Origin of the sequence: Streptomyces sp. NPDC004134, assembly GCF_042874195.1 — a bacterium.
Taxonomy (GTDB): domain Bacteria; phylum Actinomycetota; class Actinomycetes; order Streptomycetales; family Streptomycetaceae; genus Streptomyces.
Genome location: NZ_JBIAMS010000022.1, coordinates 57,923 through 82,312 on the forward strand (window position 1 = coordinate 57,923; position 24,390 = coordinate 82,312).

General features: G+C 74.2%; 15 protein-coding genes and 1 pseudogene. 8 read left to right on the plus strand and 8 right to left on the minus strand.

The window, feature by feature from the left end:
- Positions 1-147: 147 nt before the first annotated feature.
- From pepN (ACFYVJ_RS25225) to ACFYVJ_RS25235, 3 genes are all read right to left on the minus strand, one after another.
- Positions 148-2,721: an aminopeptidase N gene (pepN, locus tag ACFYVJ_RS25225; RefSeq protein WP_388895574.1), complete on the minus strand. Its 2,574-nt coding sequence runs from the start codon at positions 2,719-2,721 to the stop codon at positions 148-150.
- A 193-nt stretch (positions 2,722-2,914) separates the two neighbouring features.
- A complete protein-coding gene (locus ACFYVJ_RS25230; RefSeq protein WP_388895577.1) occupies positions 2,915-3,952 on the minus strand; it encodes an aspartate-semialdehyde dehydrogenase in 1,038 nt (345 codons plus the stop codon).
- A gap of 228 nt (positions 3,953-4,180) precedes the next feature.
- Positions 4,181-7,507 carry a S8 family serine peptidase gene (locus tag ACFYVJ_RS25235; protein ID WP_388895580.1) on the minus strand — a complete coding sequence of 1,109 codons (3,327 nt, stop codon included), beginning with the start codon at positions 7,505-7,507 and terminating at the stop codon, positions 4,181-4,183.
- Positions 7,508-7,873: 366 nt separating this feature from the next.
- Between ACFYVJ_RS25235 and ACFYVJ_RS25240 the strand changes: the two genes are divergently transcribed.
- Positions 7,874-9,646, plus strand: a complete 1,773-nt coding sequence (locus ACFYVJ_RS25240; RefSeq protein ID WP_388895583.1) for a TIGR03767 family metallophosphoesterase — start codon at positions 7,874-7,876, stop codon at positions 9,644-9,646.
- 56 nt (positions 9,647-9,702) lie between these two features.
- Here ACFYVJ_RS25240 and ACFYVJ_RS25245 read toward each other — a convergent pair whose 3' ends face one another.
- The 4 genes from ACFYVJ_RS25245 to ACFYVJ_RS25260 all read right to left on the minus strand — a co-directional run bounded on the left by ACFYVJ_RS25245 (position 9,703) and on the right by ACFYVJ_RS25260 (position 15,538).
- Positions 9,703-9,990: a DUF4287 domain-containing protein gene (locus ACFYVJ_RS25245; RefSeq protein WP_388895586.1), complete on the minus strand. Its 288-nt coding sequence runs from the start codon at positions 9,988-9,990 to the stop codon at positions 9,703-9,705.
- Positions 9,991-10,123: 133 nt separating this feature from the next.
- Positions 10,124-11,251: a hypothetical protein gene (locus ACFYVJ_RS25250; RefSeq protein WP_388895589.1), complete on the minus strand. Its 1,128-nt coding sequence runs from the start codon at positions 11,249-11,251 to the stop codon at positions 10,124-10,126.
- A 143-nt stretch (positions 11,252-11,394) separates the two neighbouring features.
- Positions 11,395-13,998 (minus strand): aminopeptidase N, encoded by a 2,604-nt coding sequence (gene pepN / locus ACFYVJ_RS25255; RefSeq protein WP_388895593.1) that lies wholly within the window; start codon positions 13,996-13,998, stop codon positions 11,395-11,397.
- Positions 13,999-14,035: 37 nt separating this feature from the next.
- Entirely contained in the window at positions 14,036-15,538 is a 1,503-nt protein-coding gene (locus ACFYVJ_RS25260; RefSeq protein ID WP_388895596.1) for an amino acid permease, read from the minus strand.
- 351 nt (positions 15,539-15,889) lie between these two features.
- Between ACFYVJ_RS25260 and ACFYVJ_RS25265 the strand changes: the two genes are divergently transcribed.
- From ACFYVJ_RS25265 to ACFYVJ_RS25280, 4 genes are all read left to right on the plus strand, one after another.
- Complete coding sequence (locus ACFYVJ_RS25265; protein ID WP_388895599.1) at positions 15,890-16,507, plus strand: biotin transporter BioY; 618 nt, start codon at positions 15,890-15,892, stop codon at positions 16,505-16,507.
- Positions 16,508-16,532: 25 nt separating this feature from the next.
- Positions 16,533-17,018, plus strand: coding sequence for a ribose-5-phosphate isomerase (locus tag ACFYVJ_RS25270; RefSeq protein ID WP_388895601.1), 486 nt, complete (start codon positions 16,533-16,535; stop codon positions 17,016-17,018).
- A gap of 61 nt (positions 17,019-17,079) precedes the next feature.
- Positions 17,080-17,889, plus strand: coding sequence for an Fpg/Nei family DNA glycosylase (locus ACFYVJ_RS25275; protein ID WP_388895604.1), 810 nt, complete (start codon positions 17,080-17,082; stop codon positions 17,887-17,889).
- Between the two features lie 145 nt (positions 17,890-18,034).
- Positions 18,035-19,177, plus strand: a complete 1,143-nt coding sequence (locus ACFYVJ_RS25280; RefSeq protein WP_388895607.1) for a PP2C family protein-serine/threonine phosphatase — start codon at positions 18,035-18,037, stop codon at positions 19,175-19,177.
- A 159-nt stretch (positions 19,178-19,336) separates the two neighbouring features.
- Here ACFYVJ_RS25280 and ACFYVJ_RS25285 read toward each other — a convergent pair whose 3' ends face one another.
- Positions 19,337-20,530, minus strand: coding sequence for a cation:proton antiporter (locus ACFYVJ_RS25285; RefSeq protein ID WP_388895610.1), 1,194 nt, complete (start codon positions 20,528-20,530; stop codon positions 19,337-19,339).
- Positions 20,531-20,831: 301 nt separating this feature from the next.
- Between ACFYVJ_RS25285 and ACFYVJ_RS25290 the strand changes: the two genes are divergently transcribed.
- From ACFYVJ_RS25290 to ACFYVJ_RS25300, 3 genes and pseudogenes are all read left to right on the plus strand, one after another.
- Entirely contained in the window at positions 20,832-21,641 is an 810-nt protein-coding gene (locus ACFYVJ_RS25290) for an ABC transporter ATP-binding protein (RefSeq protein ID WP_388895613.1), read from the plus strand.
- A 421-nt stretch (positions 21,642-22,062) separates the two neighbouring features.
- Positions 22,063-22,383: pseudogene (locus tag ACFYVJ_RS25295) on the plus strand (hypothetical protein); the annotation flags it as partial.
- A gap of 199 nt (positions 22,384-22,582) precedes the next feature.
- On the plus strand, positions 22,583-24,361 hold the full coding sequence (locus ACFYVJ_RS25300) for an FtsX-like permease family protein (RefSeq protein ID WP_388895768.1): 1,779 nt from the start codon (positions 22,583-22,585) through the stop codon (positions 24,359-24,361).
- Positions 24,362-24,390: the final 29 nt, after the last annotated feature.

Consider the following 24,390-nt stretch of genomic DNA (forward strand, 5'->3'; position numbering starts at 1 on the left):
TCGCCCCGAAGGGGTGGCCTCTGCGGAGGCCACCCCTTCGGGGGTGCGATCGCGATCCGCGTGCATCCGGGCGGGCAGGTCCGCCCGCGCCGATGAGCGAGAACCGGTGTCCGTCGCCGCCTGGCTCGGGCCCCGCTCCCGCCCGGGTCAGGAGGTGGCGGCTGCCGCGTCGGCCTGTTGGGCCCTGAGGGCGCGTTCCACGCCGGCGCGGGATTCCGTCACCATGCGGCGCAGGGCCGGGGACGGCTGGGTCTCCGTGAGCCAGGCGTCGGTGGCGTCCAGGGTGGCCTGGGAGACCTGGAGGGCCGGGTAGAGGCCGACGACGATCTGCTGGGCGATCTCGTGGCTGCGGGAGTCGAAGACGTCCTTGACCGCGTCGAAGTACTTCGTCGTGAACGGGGCCAGCAGGTCGCGCTGGTCGGTCTGGACGAAGCCGGCGATCACCGCCTCCTGCACCGCGTTGGCCAGGTTGCCCTCCTCCACGACCTCCGTCCACGCCCGCGACTTGGCCGCCGCGGTCGGCTGGGCCGCCCGCGCGGCAGCCGCGTGGCGTTCGCCGGCCGCTGTCTTGTCGCGCTCCAGCTCCGCCGCGATGGCGTCCTCGCCGGCCCGGCCGGTGGCGGCCAGGCGGTGCAGCAGGGCCCAGCGCAGCTCGGTGTCGACGTCGAGCCCCTCGATCGTGCGGGAGCCGTCGAGGAGGCCCGCGAGCAGGTCGAGCTGGCCGTCGGTGCGGGCGGTGGCCGCGAGGGCGCGGGCCCAGGCGAGCTGGTGGTCGCCGCCCGGCTCGGCGGCGTGGAGCCGGGTCTCGGCCTCGGCGGACCAGCGGTCCAGGCCGGTCCCGCGCCAGTCCGGGGCCGCGTAGAGGTCGAGGGCCAGCTTCACCTGGCGGTGCAGGGACTGCACCACGCCGATGTCGCTCTCCTTGCGGATGCCGGAGAGGACGAGGTCCAGGTAGTCGCGGGTGGCCAGCTCGCCGTCGCGGGTCATGTCCCAGGCCGACGCCCAGCACAGCGCGCGCGGCAGCGTGGTCTCGAAGTCGCCGAGGTGCCGGGTGACCGCGTCCAGGGAGACGGGGTCGAGCCGGACCTTGGCGTAGGTGAGGTCGTCGTCGTTGAGCAGGACGACCGCGGGGCGGGGGCGGCCCGCCAGTTGCGGCACGTCGGTCAGCTCTCCGTCGACGTCCAGCTCCAGCCGCTCGGTACGGACCAGCCGGCCGTCCTTCAGCTCGTACAGCCCGACGGCGATGCGGTGCGGGCGCAGCACCGGCTCGCCCTTGGCGCCCGCCGGCAGTGCCGGGGCCTCCTGGCGGATGGCGAACGACCTGACCACGCCGTCGGCGCCGGTCTCCAGCTCGGGCCGCAGCACGTTGATCCCGGCGGTCTCCAGCCACGCCTTGGACCAGGCCGCCAGGTCGCGCCCGCTGGTCTCCTCCAGGGCGCCGAGCAGGTCGCTCAGCCGGGTGTTGCCGAAGGCGTGGCGCTTGAAGTACGCCTGCACGCCGCGGAAGAACTCGTCCTCGCCGACGTACGCCACGAGCTGCTTGAGCACCGAGGCGCCCTTGGCGTACGTGATGCCGTCGAAGTTGACCAGCACGTCGTCGAGATCGGTGATCTCGGCCATGATCGGGTGGGTGGACGGCAGTTGGTCCTGGCGGTACGCCCACGTCTTCATCTGGTTCGCGAACGACGTCCACGCCTGCGGCCAGCGCGAGCCGGGCGCCTGGGCGAGGCAGGCGGTGGCGGAGTAGGTGGCGAACGACTCGTTCAGCCAGAGGTCGTTCCACCACTCCATGGTCACCAGGTCGCCGAACCACATGTGGGCCAGCTCGTGCAGGATCGTGTCGGCCCGCGCCTCGTACGCCGCGTCGGTGACCTTGGAGCGGAACACGTACTGGTCGCGGAACGTGACCGCGCCCGCGTTCTCCATCGCGCCGGCGTTGAACTCCGGGACGAAGAGCTGGTCGTACTTCTCGAACGGGTACGGGTAGTCGAACCGCTTCTGGAACCAGTCGAAGCCCTGCCGGGTGACCTCGAAGACGGCCTCCGCGTCCAGGAACTCCGCGAGCGAGGGCCGGCAGTACACGCCCAGCGGCACCGTCCGCCCGTCGCCCTCCCAGGTGCCGTGCACCGACGTGTAGGGACCGGCGATCAGCGCGGTGATGTACGTCGACATCCGCGGCGTGGGCGTGAAGCGCCACACCCCGGCCGCCGGCTCCGGCGACGGCGAGTTGGAGATGACCTGCCAGCCCTCCGGAGCGGTCACCGTGAAGGCGAACGTCGCCTTCAGGTCCGGCTGCTCGAAGTTGGCGAACACCCGGCGTGCGTCCGGGACCTCGAACTGCGTGTACAGATACGTCTCGCCGTCCACCGGGTCGACGAAGCGGTGCAGACCTTCACCCGTATTGGTGTACGCGCAGTCCGCGACGACCCGCAGCTCGTTCTCCCCGGCGCGCAGCCCCGGCAGGGCGATCCGGGAGTCGGAGAAGACCTCGGCGGCGTCGAGCGCGGTGCCGTTCAGCACCACCTCGTGCACCTCGGGCGCGATGAGGTCCGCGAAGGTCTCCGCGCCCTCCTCGGCGGCCGAGAACCGCACCGTCGTCACCGACCGGAAGGTGCCGCCCTCCCTGGCGCCGGAGATGTCGAGATCGATCTCGTACGCATCCACCTTCAGCAGGCGCGCGCGCTCCTGCGCCTCTTCCCGGGTCAGATTCGTGCCAGGCACCTGGGCTACTCCTTACCCCTACGTTTGACCGCAATCCTCGCATGCCGTCCCCCCGCGCGAAGCGGCCTGTGGATGACGGCGGCACCCCCGCCCGTACGGCCTTGCCTGCCTGTGGAAAACCCGGCCGGACGAAGCCGCCCCGGGCTCGGACGGAGCCGCCGCCCCGGCCCCGGGCGGGAGGCCCGCCCCGGACTCAGGACCGCGTTTCCGCCGCCACCAGCTCCGCGATCTGCACCGCGTTCAGCGCCGCGCCCTTGCGCAGGTTGTCGCCGGAGAGGAACAGCGCCAGCCCGTTCTCCGCGGTCTCGTCCCGGCGGATGCGCCCCACGTACGACACGTCCCGCCCGGCCGCGCCCAGCGGCGTCGGCACGTCCGCGAGCGCGACGCCCTCCGCGCCGGCCAGCAGCTCGGCGGCCCGCGCGGGGCTCAGCGGCTCCGCGAAGCGGGCGTTGACCTGGAGCGAGTGCCCGGTGAAGACGGGGACGCGGACGCAGGTGCCGGAGACCTTCAGCCCGGGGATCTCCAGGATCTTGCGCGACTCGTGCCGCAGCTTCTGCTCCTCGTCCGTCTCGTCGAGCCCGTCGTCGACGAGGGAGCCGGCCATCGGCAGCACGTTGTACGCGATCGGGGCCACGTACTTCGCCGGCTCGGGGAACGCGACCGCCGCGCCGTCCAGCGTCAGCTTCGGCGCGTCCTCGCCGGCCGCGCGTACCTGCTCGTACAGCTCGTCCACGCCGGCCAGGCCGGAGCCGGAGACCGCCTGGTAGGTGGCGACGACCATGGAGACCAGGCCCGCCTCGCGGTGCAGCGGCTTGAGCACCGGCATCGCGGCCATCGTGGTGCAGTTCGGGTTGGCGATGATGCCCTTGGGGCGGTCGGCCACCGCGTGCGGGTTGACCTCGGAGACCACCAGGGGGACCGCGGGGTCGCGGCGCCACGCGGAGGAGTTGTCGATCACGACGGGGCCCTGCGCGGCGACCTTCTCGGCGATGGCCTTGGAGGTGGCGCCGCCGGCGGAGAACAGCACGATGTCGAGCCCGGAGTAGTCGGCGGTGCCGGCGTCCTCCACCGTGACCGCACCGCCCGGAGCGTCCCGCCACGGCAGCGTGCGCCCCGCGGACCGGGCCGACGCGAACAGGCGAAGCTGGTCCACCGGGAAGGCCCGCTCGGCGAGGATGTCGCGCATCACTCCGCCGACCTGGCCGGTGGCTCCGACGATTCCGATCTTCATGGCTCTCCGTTCACGGGTGCGGGTCCGCCCACCATGATGCCGGGCGCCGGGCGGCTGGCTCCAGTCGTTTCCCCTGCCCAGCCGCCCGCCACAGGTGCGCTCGCGGGTCCGGACTGAGACACACGCCACAGGGGCGGGACACCGGCAGGCCCGGCGTCCCGCCCCCGCGGGTGGTTGTTCAGGGCGTACGCGCGGCGCACACGGCGCTCACGGCGTACGCCGGGCGTGCTACGGCACCACCGTCCCGATCCGCACGCTGCCCGCGCCCGCCACCGTGCCGCGGGCGTTCTGCAACTGCACCTCGCCGAAGAACTCGCGCCCCTCGGGCCCGGGCGCCGCCACCGTGACCTCGGCACCGACCTCGGCGCTCGCGCCGCTGTCCAGCTCCACCGGCTCGTCGGCGACGCTCACCTCGCCCAGCGCCGGGGAGAAGTACACGTCGCGGTAGTCGTACTCCGTCGTGCCCGCCGGCACGTCGTAGGCGTAGACCTCCACCGTGTACGTCCCGGGCTCCGGGTCGGTGAGGGTGACGCCCTCCTCCGAGTCGGCGTCCGCGGACTGCGCGACCGGCTCGCCGTCGCGGTAGACCGTCAGGTCCAGGTCCGCGTTGGTGTCCGAGGTGGCGCCGATCACCGCGTCGAACCGGGTGACGCCCTCGCCGACCTCGATCGTCGTGGTGTTCGTGTCGCCGTTCGCGATCTCCGGCCGGGTCGAGAGGCCGGAGCCGAGCGGCCCGCCGGCGAGCTTGCCGGCCACCGGGGCGAACCCGTTGGTCACCGTCCACTCCACCGGGCTCGGGGTGCCGACCTTCGCCTCGTCGATCGTCTGCACCTCGGGGTCGAAGGCCGCGCCGAGCACGGCCGCCTCGACCGTGAAGGGGTTGTCCAGCTCCGGCGAGGTACGCCGCGACTCGACCTCGATCTCCCACACGCCCGGCATCGGGTTGTCGTAGGAGCGCAGGTCGGGGCGGCAGGTGTTGGCCGGGTTGTCGTAGTTGTTGTAGCAGAACGGCGTCGACGTCTCGTCGGCCGGAATGCCCCAGGGGTCGATCGCGATCCAGCGGGTCTGGCTCTTGCCCCTGAGCCCGCTCATCGCCACCTCCAGGGTCTTCGCGCCCTCGGGGACCTTCACGAAGTACGAGCGGGTGGAGTTGCGCTGCACCTCGTTCGACACCTGGTACCCGTACGCGGGCGCCGCCAGCTCCTGCGAGGTGACCACGGTGGTCAGCACCCGGTGGTCGATGCCCTCGGTGCGCTTGCCGTCGACGAGCAGGGCGGCGCTGTGCAGCCCCGCGGAGCGCGGCTTGGCCTGCACCTTGACGGTCACGGGCTGGCCGCGGCGCAGCGTGACGTCGTCGTCGCCGAGCAGCTTGAACGTGCCGTCGTTGCCCTGCCACTCCAGCTCGTGCGGCGTGCCGCCGGCCGGGCCCGAGGTCCGGGTGAGGGTGATCTCGTACGTCTCGGACCCGCCGCGCGCCGGGCCGCTCTCGCGGTCGTAGACGCCGGTGCCCACGCCGGGGGTGGTGAGGAAGCCGGCGAGCACGGTGTCGACGGGCGCCTCGACCTGGTACTCGTACGCCGTCGCGCCGTCCTCCAGGGAGTCCCAGGCGTCGACGATGTCGACCCGGCCGGCGCCCTCGGCGTACGTCTGCACGCCGGGGATGTGGTCGGCGGTGGAGGTCAGCGCGGTGCGCAGGGCGTTCGGCGTGACGTCGATGCCCTCCCGCCCGGCGGCCGACAGCAGCAGCGCGGCGGCGCCGGCGGTCTGCGGCGAGGACATCGAGGTGCCCTGGAGCATGCCGTAGCCGGGCGGCAGTTCGTACCCGGCCTCGGCGACGGGCGAGCCGGCCTGCCAGGTCGGGATGGTGTTGACCGACGCGCCGGGGGCGGTGATCGTCGGGGTGGCGCCGCCGTCTTCGCGCGGGCCGCGGGAGGAGAACGGCATCATCGCGTACTTCGTCTCGACCTGGCTGCCGTAGTTGGCCGCCCAGGTCTCGCGGGAGACGGCCGCGCCGACGCTGATGACCTTGTCGGCCAGGCCCGGGTCGCCGATGGTGTTGGCGCCGGGGCCGTCGTTGCCCGCGGAGATGACGAGCTGCACGCCGTAGGTGTCGATGAGCCGGTTGTAGAGCGCGGCGCGGGCGTTGCTGCCGTCGTTGAGTGGCGGCAGGCCGCCGATCGACATGTTGACGACGTCGACGCCGCGGTTGGCGACCAGGTCGATCATGCCCTCGGTGAGCGCGACCGCGGTGCAGCCGCCGCTCCAGGTGCAGGCCCGGGAGGAGACGAGCTTGGCGCCGGGCGCGGCGCCGTTCATCTTGCCGCCGAAGAGGCCGTTGGCCGCGGTGATGCCGGCGACGTGGGTGCCGTGCGCGCCCTCGACGACGCCGATGTTGACGAAGTCTTCCTTCTTGCCGATCCAGTCCCCGCCGTACGGGTCCATCGGGACGTCCTTGCGGATCTCCACGACGAAGGGGATCGCCTCGGCGATCGCCGTGCCCGGGTCGTCGGCGCCGAAGTAGCGGAACTCGTGGTCCTCGCCGTACGGGGCCATCGGCTTGTCGTTCGTGAAGTCGCCGTCGTCGCCGAGGTCGACGCGCACGGTCCCGGCCGCCGCGTCGTACAGCAGCGCCCAGGAGTCGGTGGTGTCGCCGTCGCGGTTCAGGTCGCCCTGCATCTCGCCGCCGAGCGTGGCGTTCTCGCTGAAGAGGCTGACGGAGTAGTCGCCGCGCGGGGCGGTGTACTCGCGGTCGTTGAACGTGAAGGAGGGGCCCGAGACGTCGTTGACCATCGGGCGCCAGGTGCGGTCGCCGTCGACGATCGGGTCGGTGGCCGTCACCCAGTCGGTGATCTTGCGCTCGCCGGTGGTGGTCTTGCGCAGTGCGGGGTGGGCGAGGTCGACGCCGGAGTCGAGGATGCCGATGGTGACGCCGCGGCCGTCGGCCTTCGGGTGCTTCTTGACGAAGTCGACGGCGCCGGTCTCGTGGGCCGGCTGGTACGGGTTCTTGGCCGGGGTCGAGCGGTCGGGGGCCGGGTAGGCGCCCTGCGCGCCGCTGCCGGTGCCGCCCTTGTCGCCCTTGGCCCGGTCGGCGACGGGCCGCGGGTCGGGCAGCTCGATCTCCTCGTTCAGATCGATGCCCTGGACCGCGGAGAGCTTCGCGGCCCTGGCGATGGCGGCGTCGGCGCGGCCGGTGGGCACGGTGGCGCGGACGTAGCCGAGTTTGTCGTGCGTACGGCCGACGGAGGCGCCGCGTACGGCGCGGAAGGTGTCGGCGACCTCGGCGGCCTGCCCGGGCTCGACGGCGACCAGCAGCGTGACGTTCTTGTCGCCCCCCGCCTTCGCCTCGGCGAGCAGCTCGGCGTCCTTCGCGCCGAGTTTGTCCGCCGCGGCCTTGGGCCGGTCGGGCTCGGGTGCGCCCTCCGCGGCCTGGGTGGCCGCCGAGCCGGTCGCGGTGAGCGCGGCGGCCAGCCCGGCCGCGAGGGCTATTCGGGCGGCGGCGCGTGGCCGTCCGCCCCCCGGTATGCGTCCGGGTGTGCGTCTGGGAGAGATCGTCATCTCTTGTTCAACCCCCACCTGTGTGGAAACCGGCATCCGGTGCCGACTGTCCGCATATCTATCAGCAAGGAACGCGTGCGCGGGGGGAGTTGAGAGTGGCGGATTGCGGCGTTGGCGCATAGCCGCCAGGAGGGCGCGCGCGGCGCTTTCCCGCCGCGATGAACCCACGGTGACCGTGGCCACTCGAACGGGCGAGGATCGCGTGTCCATTGCGCGGTGTTTTCAGCCGGTGAAGGTATTTGTGGGCTTCCCGGCCGCCGTCGTTCCGGTTGCGTTAAGTAGCAGGTCACCCGGCGTGCCAAGGCTCCGAGTGTACGGGTGACCCACCCGCGCCCAAGCCTCCCGCTCATCCCCCCAGGAGCGCTGATGCACCGCGAAAGCACGTCCACCAGGCCCCCGGGCCCCCGCCGGCGCGCCGTCCTCCTGGGCGCCGCCGGGGCCGCGGGTGCGGCCGCCGGGCTCGGGCTGGCCCTCGGCCCCGGCCAGCCGCAGGCGACCGCCCGGTCCGCCGGGCCGCCGGCGCTGGCCTCGCGGGGCGGCGCCCAGGCGCTGGCGCCCGGCGCGCCCCCCGCGCCGTCGTCGGCGGGCACCACGATCCGCACGACGGCGGCGGCGGTCGGGTCCGGCGGCTACCGGCAGCTCACCGAGGGCGCGGGCTGGCCCCGGGTCGTACGCGCCGAACTCGGCGCCGCGGGCGCGCGGCGCGCGGACAAGCGGACTGCGCTCGCCGCCTTCGTCCAGCTCACCGACCTGCACATCGTGGACGTGCAGACGCCGCTGCGCTCGGAGTACTTCCGCGAGCGCGAGGGCGACGGCTGGCGCCCGCAGGAGGCGCTGAGCGTGCCGGGCGCGATCGCGCTCATCGAGCGCGTCAACTCGCTGACCTCCGGGCCCGCCACCGGGCTCGCGCTCGGCTGCGCGGTCACCACGGGCGACAACACGGACAACAACAACGGCCTGGAGCTGGAGTGGTACCTCACCGCGATGAGCGGCGGCCGGATCGTGCCCAACAGCGGTGACCCCAGGTCGTACGAGGGCGTCCAGAACAGCGGCGTCGACCGCTACTGGCACCCGGAGAGCCGGCTGCGCGACGCCGACAAGGCGCTCGGCTTCCCGCGCGTCGACGGCTTCCTGGAAGCGGCGATCCGGGAGGTCGCAAGCCCCGGGCTGCACCTGCCGTGGTATTCCACCGTCGGCAACCACGACCTGCTGCCCGGCGGCTGCTACGCGGCCCGCCAGCCGTACTTCGCCGAGTACGCGGCCGGCGACCGGAAGCTGATGACGCTGCCGGAGTCGATCGCCGGGCCGCTCTTCGACGCCCTGCGCGCGGGCACCGACCCGCGGGGCGAGGCGTTCGCCGAGATGCTGCGCACGCAGCGGCACCTGATGCGCACGGTCACGGCGGACGAGCGGCGGGTGCCGTTCACGTCGCAGGAGTACGTGGCCGCGCACCTCCAGGAGCGCTTCACGGGGGCCGGGCCCGTGGGCCACGGCTACACGGAGGCCCACGGCGCCTCCGGCGAGCTGTACTACGACTTCGCCCTCGGCGACACCGGACCGGGCGTCGTCGGCATCAGCCTGGACACCACCGACCAGGGCGGCGACTACCGCGGCTCGCTGGGCACGGCGCAGTTGCGCTGGCTGGAGCAGAAGCTGGCGGAGCACGCGAACTCGTACGTCGTCGTCTTCAGCCACCACACCAGCAAGTCGATGAACAACACGACGCCCGACCCCTTCCGGCCGGACGACAAGCGGCACACGGGGGCGGAGCTGCTGGAGGTGCTGCTGGCCCACCGCAACGTGGTCGCGTGGGTGAACGGGCACAGCCACCGCAACGAGATCACCCCGCACGGCGACGCCAAGGGCGGGCTGTGGGAGGTCACCACCGCCTCGCACGTGGACTTCCCGCAACTGGCCCGGGTGGTGGAGCTGGCGGACAACGGCGACGGGACGCTGTCGCTGTTCACGACGCTGATCGAGTCGGCGGCCCCGTACCGCGCGGACGGGGGCGAACTCGGCCAGGCGGGCCTGGCGTCCCTCTACCGCGAGCTGGCCCTGAACGCCCCCCACTCCCCGCGCCGCCGCGCCCTGTCGGGCCTGGAGACGGACCGCAACACCGAACTGCTCCGCACCCGCTGACCCCCGCACCCCCCGGCCGCCGGCGCCTGGCACGCCGTGCGGCCGGGGGCGAAGGGTCAGGGGCGGGTGGCTTTGCCGTCGAGCCAGAGGGTGTCCGACTCGTCGCGGTGCGAGCCCGTGGAGCCGACGTGCTTGGCGTCGATCTGCGGGCCCTTCTTGATCACGTGTACCAGCGCCATCCCGTGGCCGCGTCCGAGGTCGTAGTCCTCCTTCAGCCACGCCAGTATCGGGCCCGCCTTGGTCGCCGGATCGTCGAACCCGCGCTCCCGCGCCAGCTCGATGAACTGACGCGGTGTGAGGCCCGTCTTGTCCTCGATATTGTCCAAATACGCCTGAAAAGACATTGGGGCTACTCCCGTTTCATATGTTGTCCGTATCGTCGACGGTATCAACAACGACGCCCCGATATCCCTTCCCACCAGCGACGACGCCGGTGCGACGGCGGTACGGCGCGCGTCCGGCGCCCGTGCGGCGCGGTCAGCGCGGCAGGACCACCACGTGGGTGGCGTGGTCACGTTCCGCCGAGGCGATCATCGCGGCCCGTACCACCTCCGCCTGCTGCTCCGGCGCCTCGCGCAGCCCCCGCGGGGTGACGTGGACGACCGTGATGCCCAGCCGTTCCAGGGTCTCCCGCTTCCGCGCGTACTGGGACCACAGGGCGTCCTCGTCGTGGGAGGTGCGGCGCGGGGCGCGGGCGTCGATCTCGACGGCGACCGCGTGGTCCGGCCAGTAGGCGTCGACGCCGCCGAGGTGGGGGCCGCCGGGCAGGCGGAGGTCGACGTTCCAGAGGGGGTCGGGCAGGGCGTGGGCGTCGACCATGGCGTACAGGCGGCCCTCGGCCAGCGCGCGGCCCTCCGCGATCAGGGTGTCGACCGCGTCGACCACGTGCGCGCGGTTCAGCAGCCGGGCCCGGCTCAGCTCGCGTACCACCGCCGCCGCCTCGCAGTGCCCGCCGCGGACCGCCTCCGTCAGCAGCAGGTGTACGTCGGCGGCGTCGGAGAGGACCGCGACCGTGTCGGCGAGGGCGCGCGGGACCGGGGCCACGGGCAGGCCCGTGATGCGGTCGGGGCGGGGGAGGGTGTGGGCGCGGACGAGGCGGACGGGGCCGGTGGAGCGCAGCCGGCGGGTGCGGGGGAGGAGGACGTCGATCCGGTCGAGTACCGGCAGCGGCGGGGCGGCGGCGAAGCCGTGCAGCGCGAGCGCCGCGAGCCCGGTGATCATCGCGTCGCCGTACGGCGCCGGGTCGGCGTCCCGTGCCGGGGCGGAGGGCGCCGGCGCGGAGGCGGCCGGGGCGGAGGCGGCCGGTGCGGAGGCGGCCGGGCCGCGGGTCTGGCCGGGTACGGTGGCGCGGCCCGGCGCCCGGCCGGCGTAGAGCAGGGCCGCGTGCAGCCGCTCGGCCGGCGTCGGTGGCCCGGCGTGGAGCAGGTAGACGCCGGGCAGGAGTTGCTGCCACGGGCCGCCGGGGCGGCAGCGCTGGGCGGCCTCGGCGGCGGCGACGCCGTGCTCGCGCAGTTGCCCGGCGGTCATGACCTGGTCGCGGGCACCGGCGGCGGCGCGGAGCGGGCGCGGGCTGAGCGGTGCGGGGGAGGGCGAGTTCGCATTCATGGCCGCTGGATTCCCGGTGGCCCACCCTCCTCTAACCGCTGTTACAGGGCCGTCGAAGAATACGGACAAGCCGGGGCTAAAGGGCACATGTTCGACTGTCGAGCAGAGGTGCCGTCAGCCCGTACGTTCCGCGCCACGACGGCTCACTCCTGCGCGTCGCGCTCCTGCGCGCGCAGCGCGCGCGCCAGGTCGTCGCGCGCCTCCCACACCAGCCGCCGCAGCGCCGGCGGCGCCGATCCTTCGGTCTCCCGCAGCCAGGTGTCGGTCGCGTCCAGCGTCCCGCGGTGTGCCTGGAGCGCCGGGTAGAGGCCCCGTACGACCGCCATGGCGCTCTCGATCGTCCGCTCCCGCCAGATCCGCTCGATCGACGCGAAGTACCGCGGCGCGTACGGCGCGAGGAGGTCCCGCTGTCCCGGCCGGGTGAAGCCGGAGATGGTCGCCTCGACGATCGCGTTGGACAGCTCGTCGGAGTCCACGACGGCCTCCCACGCCGCCTCCTTGACCCGCGCGTCGGGCCGGGCGGCCAGGCAGCGCACCTGGTGGCGCTTGCCGGACGCGGTGTCGTCGCGGGCCAGTTCGGCGTCGACGGCCGCCGCGTCGGCGGCGCCGTGGGAGACGAGCGGCAGCAGCACCTCCCAGCGCAGCTCCTGGTCGACGTCCAGCCCGTCGATCTTCGCCTGGCCGTCGAGGAGGCCGCCGAGCAGTTGCAGGTCCTGCTCCGTACCGGCGACGGAGGCGAAGAAGCGGGCCCACGCCAACTGGTGGTCGCTGCCGGGCGGCGCGAGCCGCAGCTCGCCCAGCGCGCCCTCGGCGAGCGCCTCCTGGGCCGCGGCGCGGTGCTCCGGCGCGGCGTAGTGGTCGACGGTGTAGTGGGCCTGCTGGTGCAGGCCCTGGAGCACGCCGATGTCGGTCTCGCGGCCGGCGAAGCGCAGCACCAGGTCGAGGTAGTCGCGGGCGGGCATGAGGCCGTCGCGGGTGAGGTCCCAGGCGGCGGCCCACAGCAGGGCGCGGGCGAGGGGGTCGGAGACGTCGCTCAGGCGCTCGCGCACGGTGTCGAGCGAGTCCTCGTCGAAGCGGGCCTTGCAGAAGGTCAGGTCGTCGTCGTTGACGAGGATCAGCTCCGGGCGCGGCTGCCCGGCCAGCTCCGCGAGGACCGCGTGCCCGTCGGTGACGTCGACCTCGGCGCGCGCGTAGCGCACCAGCTCGCCGGAGGCGTCCGGCTGCCCGTAGAGGCCGACGGCCACCCGGTGCGGGCGCGGCGCCGGGGCGGCGGCGCCCGGGCCGGTCCCGGGGCCCTCGCGCAGGATCGCCAGCTCGGTGATCCGCTCGTTCGCGTCGTACGTCACCTGCGGGGTGAGGGTGTCGACGCCGGCGGTCTGCAGCCACGGCCCGGCCCACGCCGACATGTCCCGGCCCGACGTCTCCTCCAGCGCGGCCAGCAGGTCGGCCAGGCGGGTGTTGCGGTAGGCGTGCCGCTTGAAGTAGCGGCGGGCGCCCTCCATGAAGGCGTCCCGGCCGACGTACGCGACGAGCTGCTTGAGCACCGCGGCGCCCTTGGCGTACGTGATGCCGTCGAAGTTGAGCTTGGCCGCTTCCAGGTCGTGGATGTCGGCCGTGATCGGGTGCGTCGTCGGCAGTTGGTCGGCCCGGTACGCCCACGCCTTGCGGCGGTTGGCGAAGGTGATCCAGCTCCCGGTGAACCGGGTGGCCTCGGCCAGGGCGAGCGCGCCCATGTAGTCGGCGAACGACTCCTTGAGCCAGAGGTCGTCCCACCACTCCATGGTCACCAGGTCGCCGAACCACATGTGCGCCATCTCGTGCAGCACGACGTTCGCCCGGCGCTCGTACGCCGCGTCGGTGACCTTGCCGCGGAAGACGAACTCCTCGCGGAAGGTGACGAGACCGGGGTTCTCCATCGCGCCGATGTTGTACTCGGGCACGAACGCCTGGTCGTACTTGCCCCAGGGGTAGGGGTAGTCGAAGTGGTCGTGGAAGAAGTCCAGGCCCTGCTTGGTGACGGTGAAGACGTCGTCGGCGTCGAAGTGGCGGGCGAGGGACCTGCGGCAGAGCGCGCCGAGCGGCACGACGAGCTCCCGGCCGTCGTCGAACGTGCGCGTGTAGCGGTCCTCCAGGTGGGCGTACGGGCCGGCCAGGACGGCCGTGATGTACGTGGAGATCGGCTTGGTCGGCTCGAACCGCCAGGTCGCCGACTCGTCCTGGTGCCGCTCCGCGGCGCCGGCCAGGGCCGCGCCGGAGAGCACCGTCCAGTGCCCCGGCGCCGTCACGGTGAAGGTGAACGGGGCCTTGAGGTCGGGTTGTTCGAAGGTGGCGAAGACCCGGCGGGCGTCGGCCGGCTCGTACTGCGTGTAGAGGTAGACCTCGCCGTCCTCCGGGTCGACGAAGCGGTGCATGCCCTCGCCGGTGCGGCTGAACGCGCAGCGCGCGTCGACCACGACCTCGTTCTCCGCCGCCAGGTCCTCCAGCGTGATCCGCGCGCCGTCGAAGACCGCCCCCGGGTCGAGGTCCCGGCCGTTGAGGGTCACCGCGGTCACGTCCGGCGCGATGAGGTCGAGGAAGGTCGCCGCGCCCGGCTGGGCGCAGCGGAACCGCACGGTGGTCACCGACCGGAAGGGCCCGGGCGAGGGGGCCACCGCCGTGCGCAGGTCGAGCTCGACCTCGTACGCCTCGACCTCCAGCAGCCGCGCGCGCTCCCGGGCCTCCTCGCGGGTCAGGTTCTCACCGGGCACGGGGTGACTCCTTCGTCTCGCAGGTCCGATGGCGAAATCATGTCATGCGGGTACCCCGCCGGCGGTGCTGACGTACCAGGCCCACGAGGGAGAGCGCCGCGGTCAGACCGGCCGTGGTCAGCAGTTGGGTGCGCGAGTCCGGCTCGCGCAGCATCAGCACCAGGATCCCGCCCATGGCGGCGAGCGCCGCCCAGGTCAGGTACGGGTACGCCCACATCCGTACCGTCAGCAGCTCCGGCGCCTCGCGCTCCAGCCGGCGGCGGGTGCGCAACTGGGCGGCAGCCGTGAACGCCCAGACCACGAGGATCGCGGCGCCGACCATGTTCAGCAGCCACTGGAAGAGCGTGTCGGGCCAGCGGTAGCTGAGCAGCACGGCGGCGAAGCCGAAGGAGCAGGTGGCGACGACCGCGCGGCGCGGCACCCGGTGGGTCAGCCTGCCGAGGAAGCGCGGGCCCTGACCGCGGGCGACGAGGGAGTACGCCATGCGCGAGGCGCCGTAGATGTTGGCGTTCATCGCGGAGAGCAGCGCCACCAGCACCACGACGTTCATCACCTGGCCCGCGGCCGGGATGCCGAGGTGGTCGAGCGCGGCGGCGTACGGTCCCGACTTGACCGCCGGGTCGTCCCACGGGATCAGCGCGACGACGACCACCATCGAGCCGACGTAGAAGATCGCGATCCGGTACATCGCGGTACGCACCGCGCGGGCGACGCCGCGCCGCGGGTTCTCCGACTCGGCGGCCGCGATGGTCACGTTCTCCAGCCCGCCGTACGCGAAGACGGAGGCGAGCAGGCCGACGAGCAGCCCGTCGGAGCCGTGGGGCAGGAAGCCGTCGCCGCCGCCGGTGAGGTTCGCGGTGCCGGGCGAGTCGGTGCCGGGGAGCAGGCCGAGCACGGCGAGCAGGCCCAGGACGAGGAAGGCGGTGATCGCCACGACCTTCAGCCCGGCGAACCAGAACTCGGCCTCGCCGAAGTTGCCGACCGCCGCCAGGTTCGTGGCGCAGAAGACGGCCATGAACAGCAGGACCCACATCCAGGACTCGGTGCCCGGCAGCCAGCCCGTGACGATCTGCGAGGCGCCGATGGCCTCGGCGGCGATGGCGACGCCCAGCAGGGTCCAGTACATCCAGCCGGAGGTGAGCCCGGCCCACGGGCCCAGCGCCCGTTCGGCGTGCACGGAGAAGGAGCCGGAGGCGGGGTGGGCGGCGGACATCTCGCCGAGCATCCGCATCACGAGCATGACGAGCAGCCCGGAGACGGCGTAGGCGAGGACGATGCCGGGGCCGGCGGCGGCGATGCCGGCGCCGGAGCCGACGAAGAGGCCCGCGCCGATGACGCCGCCGAGGGCGATCATGGTCAGGTGGCGCTGTTTGAGGCCGGTGCCGAGGTCGGACGGTACGGGGCCGGCGGCCGGAGCCGTGCCACCGGCGGGGGCGTCCTCGCCGGCTGCCGTCGGCGCGGGGATGCCGGGAGCGGCGTCTGCGGGGGCCGCGCCGCTCACGGGGCCGGCGGTGCCGTCGGCGTGGGGGGATGTGCTCATGCTGGTGTCCTGGGGGGTAGCGCGTGGGGACGATTCAGTCTGCGGCATCGCGCCGGGCGTGCGCCGCGGCCGGGGAGCCGGCATTGGAGGGGTTCCACAGCGCGAGTGGGGCGTACGGCCGGGCAGTTGGCCCGGCGCGAAACCCGCTCATCGTGTGGCGTATCTCACGTGACCTGCTCGGATGCCGGGATCACGGTCCCCGGGCCGGTAGCCGCGGGGCTGCGGGGGAGTGACAGGTATGTGCGGCGGGGATTGGCACCTTTCCACGGTGATCGGCCCGAGGCCGTCGGCTAGCGTACGCAGCGTCCCCGTACCCCGTGACGGACCCGCGAACCGAGACCGGAGAACCCGATGAGCACTGCCGCCGTCTCCTCCCCGCACCACGCGCGCCCCGGCGCCGTACTCGCCGACGTGCTGCCCGCCTCGACCGCGGCCCGCGCCCGGCTGCGCGACATCGCGCTCGTGGCCGGCGGCGCGGCGCTCACCGGCGCCGCCGCGCAGTTGTCGGTGCCCGTGCCGGGCTCGCCGGTGCCGGTCACCGGGCAGACCTTCGCCGCGCTGCTCGTCGGCGCCTCGCTGGGCACCGGGCGCGCGTTCCTCTCGCTCATGCTCTACGCGGTCGCGGGCATGGCGGGGATGCCGTGGTTCGCGGAGGGCTCCTCGGGGTGGGGCATGCCCTCGTTCGGCTACGTCCTCGGGATGCTCCTCGGCGCCGCAGCCGTCGGCGCGCTGGCCCGCCGCGGCGGCGACCGCGACGTGTGGCGCACGGCCGGCACGATGGCCGTCGGCAGCGTCGTCATCTACGCCGTGGGCGTGCCGTACCTGGCGCTCTCGCTGAACGTCTCCCTCGGCGAGGCGGTCTCCCTGGGCCTCACCCCGTACCTCCTCGGCGACGCCCTGAAGGCCGCCCTCGCGATGGGCGCGCTGCCCGCCGCCTGGCACATCGCCGGACGTGCGCGGCGGGGCTGACCCCGGGGCCCGTAGACTCCGGGCCATGCGCGTGTACCTCGGCAGCGACCATGCCGGCTACGAACTCAAGGAACACCTCCTCGTCTGGCTCCGCGAGCACGGGCACGAGCCCGTCGACTGCGGCCCGCTGATCTACGACGCCGCCGACGACTACCCGCCGTTCTGCCTGCGCGCCGCCGAGCGCACCGCCGCCGACCCCGGCAGCCTCGGGGTGGTCATCGGCGGCTCGGGCAACGGCGAGCAGATCGCCGCCAACAAGGTCGCGGGCGTGCGCTCGGCGCTGGCGTGGAGCGAGGAGACGGCGCGGCTGGCGCGCGAGCACAACGACGCCAACGTCGTCGCCGTCGGCGCCCGGATGCACACCCGCGACGAGGCCACGAGCTTCGTCGAGGTGTTCCTCGCCACCCCGTACACCGGCGAGGAGCGCCATCAGCGGCGCATCGACATGCTCAGCGCGTACGAGCAGAGCGGCAAGCTCCCCGACGTGCCGGCGCACCACCCGCAGCCGTAGCGGCCGCGACGGCCACCACGGGCGGGACGGGCGGGGCAGGACAGGACCGAGAAGGGGGCGTATGCCCGAGGGCCACACCATCCACCGGCTGTCCGTCGAGTACGGCGTGCGCTTCGGCGGCCGGGCGGTCCGCGCGGCGAGCCCGCAGGGCAAGTTCGCCGACGGCGCGGCGCTGATCGACGGCTGCCGGCTCACCGGGACCGACGCCCACGGCAAGCACCTCTTCCTCGGCTTCGGACCCGTCGGGCACCTCCACGTCCACCTCGGGATCTACGGCAAGGTCGGCTTCGGCGACGGCCCCGCGCCCCCGCCCGTGGGCGCCGTCCGGCTGCGGCTGGCCACCGGCGCCGGCTACGCCGACCTGCGCGGACCCTCGGCGTGCGAGCTGGTCACCGAGGAGGAGAAGGACGCCGTGCACGCCCGGCTCGGCGACGACCCGCTGCGCGCGGGCGACGACGGCGAGGCGGCGTGGGCGCGGATCTCGCGCAGCCGCGCGCCGGTCGCCACGCTCCTCATGGACCAGCGGGTGATCTCCGGGGTCGGCAACATCTACCGCACCGAGGTCCTCTTCCGGCACGGCATCGACCCGTACCGCGCGGGCCGCGACCTCGGCCGCGCCGCCTGGGAGGCGGTCTGGGCGGACCTCGCGGTGCTGATGCGCGAAGGCGTGCGAACCGGGCGCATCGACACCGTACGGCCGGAGCATCTGCCCGAGGCGATGGGCCGTCCGCCGCGGGTCGACGAGCACGGCGGCGAGGTCTACGTCTACCGCCGCGCGGCCCGCCCCTGCCACCTCTGCGGCACCGACGTACGCACCGCCACGCTCGCCGCGCGCAACCTTTTCTGGTGCCCCTCTTGCCAGCCCACGTGACCCTCGTCCCAACTGCGTTCGCGCAGGCCCTCCTTCGTTCAAAACTCCGTGAATTCGCATACGATTCCGGCAGTGCCGCCCGAAGAGTGCGGTCGGCACGCCGTGAATCGACGCCCGGCGCGGCGGGTGGATAGGGTCCCGGGGCATGGCCGGAGGTGCGGGTTCCACCTCGCAAGCGGCCCGGTGGCACAAGGCGCTGCACCGGGCCCGGGTCGGCGTGCGCAGGGCCGGGGTCGACTACTTCCGCGGTGAGGGCTCCGACTGGCTGGCCCTCGTCGTCCTGCTGCTGACCATCCCGGCGCTCGCCGCCGGCACGATCCTCTCGGCCGCCTGGATCTCGCCGGCCGCGCTGGTGCTGCCGATCTTCATCGGCGGCCTGGTGCTGCGGCCCGCCAGCCTCCTCGCGCTGTACGCCGCCTCCGCCACCGCGCTCATCGTCGAGGCGATGCTCCTCGGCCCGTACGCGGAGGGCCCCGCCCGGGTCACTCCCGGCACCGTGCTCGTGATCGCCTCGGTGGGTCTCACGGGGCTGACCGTCGCGCAGTTCCGCAGCCGCGTCGGCGTGCCGTGGCGGCGCGGCGGCACGATGCTCTTCGACCTGCGCGAGCGGATCCGGGTGCAGAGCAAGCTGCCCCGGCTGCCGCGCGGCTGGCACGCGGAGATGTCGCTGCGCCCGGCCGGCGGCCAGTCCTTCTCCGGCGACTTCGTGGTCGCCTCCCGCACCCACGGCGGCCACATCCTGGAGGCCGTGCTCACCGACGTCTCCGGCAAGGGCATGGCGGCCGGCTCGCGGGCGCTGCTGCTCTCCGGCGCCTTCGGCGGGCTGCTCGGCTCGCTGCCGCCGCACGACTTCCTGCCCGCCGCCAACGGCTATCTGCTGCGCCAGGAGTGGCAGGAGGGCTTCGCCACCTCCGTGCACCTGGTGCTGGACCTGGAGTCGGGGGACTACGAGCTGTTCTCCGCGGGGCACGTGCCCGGGGTGCAGCTCAGCGCCGGCACGGGCCGCTGGGAGGAGAAGGGCGCGGAGGGCCCGCTGCTCGGCGTGGTGGAGGAGGCGCAGTTCGACCCGCTGAAGGGCACGCTGCGCCGCGGGGACGTGCTGATGCTCTTCTCGGACGGGCTGGTCGAGGCGCCGGACCGGGATCTGACCGAGGGCATGGACCGGCTGATAGGCGAGGCGGACCACTACGCGTCGAGCACGTTCCGGGGTGCGGCCTGGCATCTGATCGAAAAGGTGGCCAAGGACGTCAAGGACGACCGGGCGCTACTGCTGATCTGCCGCGAGTGAGGCGTACGGGCCGGGCGCGGGCCTGCGGGGCCGCGGACCCGAGGGGGTCCGCCGGCCCGTTCCGCGGGACCGCCGGGCGGCCGGCCCGCGGCGGCCGGACGTGCCGGGACCGGGGCGCTCGCGCGTCGCCGTCGCGCGCGTACGCCCCGGTCCCCGCGGTCACTTGGCCCCGGCCGGCTCCGGCTCGGGTTCCAGTACCGCCCCGCCCCCGGGCGGTTTGCCCCCGGGCAGGAAGCGGGCCAGCCAGTGCGACCGCCCCGCCGCCAGCGGTGCGAGCACGGCGAGCACCAGCACGTACCCGGCGATGAACGGCGACAGCCGCCGGTCGAGCCCGGCCGTGGCCGCCATCGTGGCCAGGATCAGCGCGAACTCGCCGCGGGCCAGCAGCGTCAGCGCGATGTTCGAGGCGGGCAGCGCCCCGAACCCGTACAGCTTCGCGGCGGCGAGCCCCGCGGTTACGTTCATCACGATCGTCAGCAGCACCGCGAGGGCCACCGGGGCCGCGACCGAGGGCAGGTCGCCCGGGTCGATCGAGAGCCCGAAGCCGAAGAAGAAGATGGCGCCGAAGGCGTCCCGCAACGGGTGCACGAGCGTACGGATCCGCTCCGCGGACGTCGTACTGCCGAGCATCAGGCCGACCATGAACGCGCCGATGGCGTCCGCCACCCCGAACCACTCCGAGATCCCCGCGACCAGCACCGCCGCGCCGAGGAAGGAGATGACGAGCAACTCGTTGTCGCGGGTGTCGAAGAGCCGGCCGATGACCTTGGTGCCGAAGCGCGCGATCGTGGCCAGGACGAGCAGGAAGGCCATCGCCTTGCCGGCCTGCAGGACGGCCTCGCCGGGGCCCTCCGCGCCGGACAGGACGGGCTGCAGCACGGCCAGGTAGATGGCGAGGAAGATGTCCTCGATCACGATGATGCCGAGGATGGGCTTGGTCTCGCCGTTCCCGATCCGGCCGAGGTCGACGAGGATCTTCGTGACGATCGCGGACGAGGAGATGCCGAGCACACCGGCGAGCACCAGCGCCTCGGACGTGCCCCAGCCGAGCGCGAAGCCGAAGCCGAGTCCCGCGCCCACGTTGAGCAGCAGATAGATGCCGCCCGCGACGGCCATGCGGCGACCGCCCGACTTGAGGTCGTCCATGTGGAATTCGAGACCGAGGTAGAACAGCAGCAGGACGAGGCCCAGAGCGGTGAGCATCTCCAAGTCGTGCGGGTCCTTGACCAGCACGATGCCGGGGGTGTTCGGGCCGAGCAGGATGCCGGCGAGGATGAAGAGCGGGATGGTGGGCAGCCCGATGCGGCTGCCGATTCGGGCGAGGATGGCGGCCGCCATGAAGGCGCCGCCCATGGCAATCAGGGTGTCTGCGTGTCCGATGGGTTCCTCCCGGGGTCGTGGGGACGGCCGTTCCGGGACCTGAGCCCTTTACTTACTTTACCTCATTGTTGCCCTGGCAATTAATCCGCCGGGCGCGCTTTCCCCGCTCGTCCGCGGCCGGACCACCGCCGCCACCTCGGGTTAACCCCACCCCGGGTCCGCCAGCAGCCGCCATGGCCCGGCGCGCCCCCGCTCCGTAGCGTCGAACCCACGATGACCAGGGCGCCCGCCCTGGCGGCGCCACGGACAACGGCACGGACGAAGGGCGGACGACATGCGGCTGCGGACCAGGGGAGAGCGGCAGGACCACGGGGCGCCCGCCGCCCCCGGCCACGCCGTCGAACTGCGCGGCGTGCAACGGCGCTACGGCCGCGGCGCCGGCGCCGTGCACGCGCTGCGCGGCATCGACCTCGCCCTCCCCCGGGGCACGTACACCGCCGTCATGGGCCCCTCGGGATCCGGCAAGTCCACGCTCCTGCAGTGCGCCGCGGGCCTCGACCGGCCCACCGCGGGCTCGGTGCTCCTCGGCGGTACGGAGCTGACGCGGCTCGGCGAGAACAAGCTCACCGAACTGCGCCGCAGCCGCCTCGGGTTCGTCTTCCAGGCGTTCAACCTGCTGCCGTCGCTCACCGTCTCGCAGAACGTCCTGCTGCCCATGCGGCTCGCCGGGCTGCGCGCCGACCACGCGCGGGCGGCGGAGGTGCTGGCGCAGGTCGGCCTCACGGCGCACGGCAGGCGGCGCCCCGCCGAGCTGTCCGGCGGCCAGCAGCAGCGGGTGGCGATCGCCCGCGCGCTGGTCACCAGGCCGGACGTGATCTTCGCGGACGAGCCGACGGGGGCGCTGGACACCCGCACGGCGGCGGAGATCCTGGCGCTGCTGCGGCACGCGGTCGACAGGCTGGGTGCAACGGTGGTCATGGTCACGCACGACCCGGTGGCCGCTTCGTACGCGGACGTGGCGCTGTTCCTCGCCGACGGTGCGCTGGCCGGCAGCCTTCAGCGGCCGACGGCGGAGCAGGTCGCGGCCCGGATGACGACGCTGGACCCGCGGGGCGCGTCCCGCGCGGCGGAGCCGGCGGCGTGAGCGGCGGACCGCCCGGGGCGGGGGTGCGGGCGCGTACGAACGGGCTGGCGCGGGCCGCGCTCCGGTTCCGGCCGGCGGGCTTCGCCGGGACGTTCGTCGCGCTGATGATGGCGGCGCTGATCGTGTCGGCCTGCGGGATCCTGCTGGAGACGGGCGTACGGGCCTCGGTGCCGCCGGAGCGGTACGCGCACGCGCCGGTGGTGGTGGCCGCGGACCAGCGGGCGCACATGACCGTGGGCAGCGGCGACGGCGCGTACGACGCCTCGGAGCAGGTGCCGGACCGGGCCCGGGTGCTGGCGGAGCTGGCGGAGCGGGTCGCGTCCGCGGAGGGCGTCGCGGCGGCTGTCCCCGACGTCACGTTCCCGACCCGGCTGGCGGCCGGGGAGGACGCGCCGGACGGCTCCGCGCTCACCGCGCAGGGCTGGGGCTCCCACGCCTTCACCGGCACCGCGCTCACGGCGGGCTCGGCACCGGGGGCCGGCGAGGTGGTCCTGGACCGCGCGACGGCCCGCGCGGCGGGCGCGGACGTGGGGGACACCGTCGCGCTCGTACTCCCGTCGGGACGGCAGGAGTTCCGCGTCTCCGGCATCGCGGCCCCGCCGGCGCAGTCCTCCTCGGCCCAGACTTCGCCGGCGCAGTCCTCCTCGGCCCAGACTTCGCCGGCGCAGTCCTCCTCGGCCCAGACTTCGCCGGCGCAGTCCTCCTCGGCCCAGACTTCGTCGGCGCAGCCCTCCTCCGCGCAGACTTCGTCGGCGCAGCCCTCCTCCGCGCAGACTTCGTCGGCGCGGACTTCTGCCGCCGCGTACCTCGCCGACGACGCCGCCGCCCGGGCAGCCGGGCATCCGGGGCGCTTCGACGCCGTCGCCGTGCTGGCCGCCGAGGGGGTCGGCGCCGGGCAGCTCGCCGACGCCGTGCGCGGCGCCGTGGGGGACCGGGCCGAGGTGCACACCGGGGACGGGCGCGGGGGCGTCGAGGACACCGGGGTCGCCGGGGCCGAGGAGCTGCTGACCGGGCTCGGCGGCTCGTTCGGCGGCATCGCCGCCACCGTCGCCGTCTTCACCGCCGCGGGCACGGTCGCGCTCTCCGTGGCGCAGCGCAAGCGCGAGTTCGCCCTGCTCCGGGCCATCGGCGCCACCCCGCGGCAGATCCGCCGCTCCGTGGCCGCCGAGGCGCTGCTCGTCGCACCGGTCGCCGGGCTCGCCGGGCTGCTGCCCGGCATCGGGCTCGCCTCCTGGTGGTTCGGCCAGCTCAAGGACCGCGGCGCCGTGCCGGCCGCCGTCGACCTGCACGTCTCCTTCATCCCGCTCTCCGTAGCCGTGGGCACGGCGCTGCTCAGCGCGCTGGTCGCGGGCTGGGCGGCCGCGCGCAGGCCCGCGAGGACCAAGCCCGGCCAGGCGCTCACGGAGGCGTCCGTGGAGCGGCTGCGCCCCGGGATCGTCCGTACCGTCCTCGGGCTCGGCGCCGTCACCGGCGGCATCCTGCTCAGCGGCGTCGCCGCCCGCTCCGCCGGGGACGACGCGGCCGAGGCGGCGCTCGGCGTCGTGATGCTCTTCATGCTCGCCGTCGCCCTTCTGGGCCCGCTGATCGCGCGGCTGGCCGCCGGGCTGTTCGGCCTGCCGCTGCGCGCCGGCGACGCCAGCGCGGAGCTGGCCGCCGCCAACTCCCGTACGAACGCCCGCAGGCTGGCCTCCGCGATCACGCCGATCGTGCTGGCGACGGCCTTCGCCTCGGTGCTGGTCTTCATGCACACCAGCGAGGACCACGCCACCGCGGCCCAGCAGCGCGCCGGCGTCACCGCCGACCACGTCGTCACCCACCCCGGGGGGCTGCCCGCCGACGCCGCCGAGCGCGCGGCGCGGCAGCCCGGGGTGGACGCGGCGGTGGGCGTGCTGCGCACGGAGGTGCTGGTGCCGGTCGGCGGCGGGGGCGACCGGTGGCTGCAGGGCGCGACGGCGCAGGGCGTCTCCGGCGACGGGCTCACCCGCGTCCAGGACCTCGACGTCCTCGACGGTGCCCTGGACCGGCTGCCGGAACCCGGCACGGTGGCGCTCGACGAGAACCTGGCCCGCTCCGCGGGCGCCGGGGTCGGTGAGCGCGTCGAACTGCGGCTGCCGGACGGCACGTCGGAGAAGGCCGAGGTGGTGGCCACGTACGGGCGCGGCCTCGGGCTCGCCCAGGTGACGCTCGACCGCGCGGCGCTGGCCGGGCACGTCTCCGCCGGGTACGACACGGACCTGCTGGTCAGCGGCGGCCGTGCCACCGGCCTCGGCGCCCTGGGCGGGGCCGGCACCGCGGTGGCCGACGCGGCCGGCTACGCGCAGCAGCAGGACCTCGACCGCAGCCTCAACCGCTGGGCGAACTTCACCATGGCCGGGGTGCTCGGCGGCTTCGCCGCCATCGCCGCGCTCAACACCCTCGTCATGACCGTGCTGGACCGGCGCCGCGAGCTGGGGATGCTGCGGCTGATCGGCTCCACCCGGCGCCAGGTGCTGGGCATGATCCGCTGGGAGGGACTGCTCGTCGGGGTCGCGGGCCTGGTGCTGGGCGGGGCGATCGCCGCGGCGACGCTGGTGCCGATGGTCCGCGGGATCACCGGCGGGGATCCGTACCTGCCGCCGCTGACGGTCGCCGCGTTCACGGCGGGGGCCGTGGGGCTGGGGCTGCTGGGCACCGTGCTGCCGGCCCGCGCGGCGCTGCGGCGGGCGGAGCCCGCGGGCTGAGGGGCCGCCGCCGTACGGGCGGGGGCGCG

Excerpts from the sequence above, each read along its gene's own strand:
- ACFYVJ_RS25290 (WP_388895613.1), top strand. The coding sequence starts at position 20,832 with ATGCGGCTGCGGACCAGGGGAGAGCGGCAGGACCACGGGGCGCCCGCC.
- ACFYVJ_RS25245 (WP_388895586.1), bottom strand. The coding sequence starts at position 9,990 with ATGTCTTTTCAGGCGTATTTGGACAATATCGAGGACAAGACGGGCCTC.
- ACFYVJ_RS25265 (WP_388895599.1), top strand. The coding sequence starts at position 15,890 with ATGAGCACTGCCGCCGTCTCCTCCCCGCACCACGCGCGCCCCGGCGCC.
- ACFYVJ_RS25240 (WP_388895583.1), top strand. The coding sequence starts at position 7,874 with ATGCACCGCGAAAGCACGTCCACCAGGCCCCCGGGCCCCCGCCGGCGC.
- ACFYVJ_RS25270 (WP_388895601.1), top strand. The coding sequence starts at position 16,533 with ATGCGCGTGTACCTCGGCAGCGACCATGCCGGCTACGAACTCAAGGAA.
- ACFYVJ_RS25285 (WP_388895610.1), bottom strand. The coding sequence starts at position 20,530 with ATGGGCGGCGCCTTCATGGCGGCCGCCATCCTCGCCCGAATCGGCAGC.
- ACFYVJ_RS25250 (WP_388895589.1), bottom strand. The coding sequence starts at position 11,251 with ATGAATGCGAACTCGCCCTCCCCCGCACCGCTCAGCCCGCGCCCGCTC.
- ACFYVJ_RS25275 (WP_388895604.1), top strand. The coding sequence starts at position 17,080 with ATGCCCGAGGGCCACACCATCCACCGGCTGTCCGTCGAGTACGGCGTG.
- ACFYVJ_RS25260 (WP_388895596.1), bottom strand. The coding sequence starts at position 15,538 with ATGAGCACATCCCCCCACGCCGACGGCACCGCCGGCCCCGTGAGCGGC.
- ACFYVJ_RS25230 (WP_388895577.1), bottom strand. The coding sequence starts at position 3,952 with ATGAAGATCGGAATCGTCGGAGCCACCGGCCAGGTCGGCGGAGTGATG.
- ACFYVJ_RS25235 (WP_388895580.1), bottom strand. The coding sequence starts at position 7,507 with ATGACGATCTCTCCCAGACGCACACCCGGACGCATACCGGGGGGCGGA.
- ACFYVJ_RS25280 (WP_388895607.1), top strand. The coding sequence starts at position 18,035 with ATGGCCGGAGGTGCGGGTTCCACCTCGCAAGCGGCCCGGTGGCACAAG.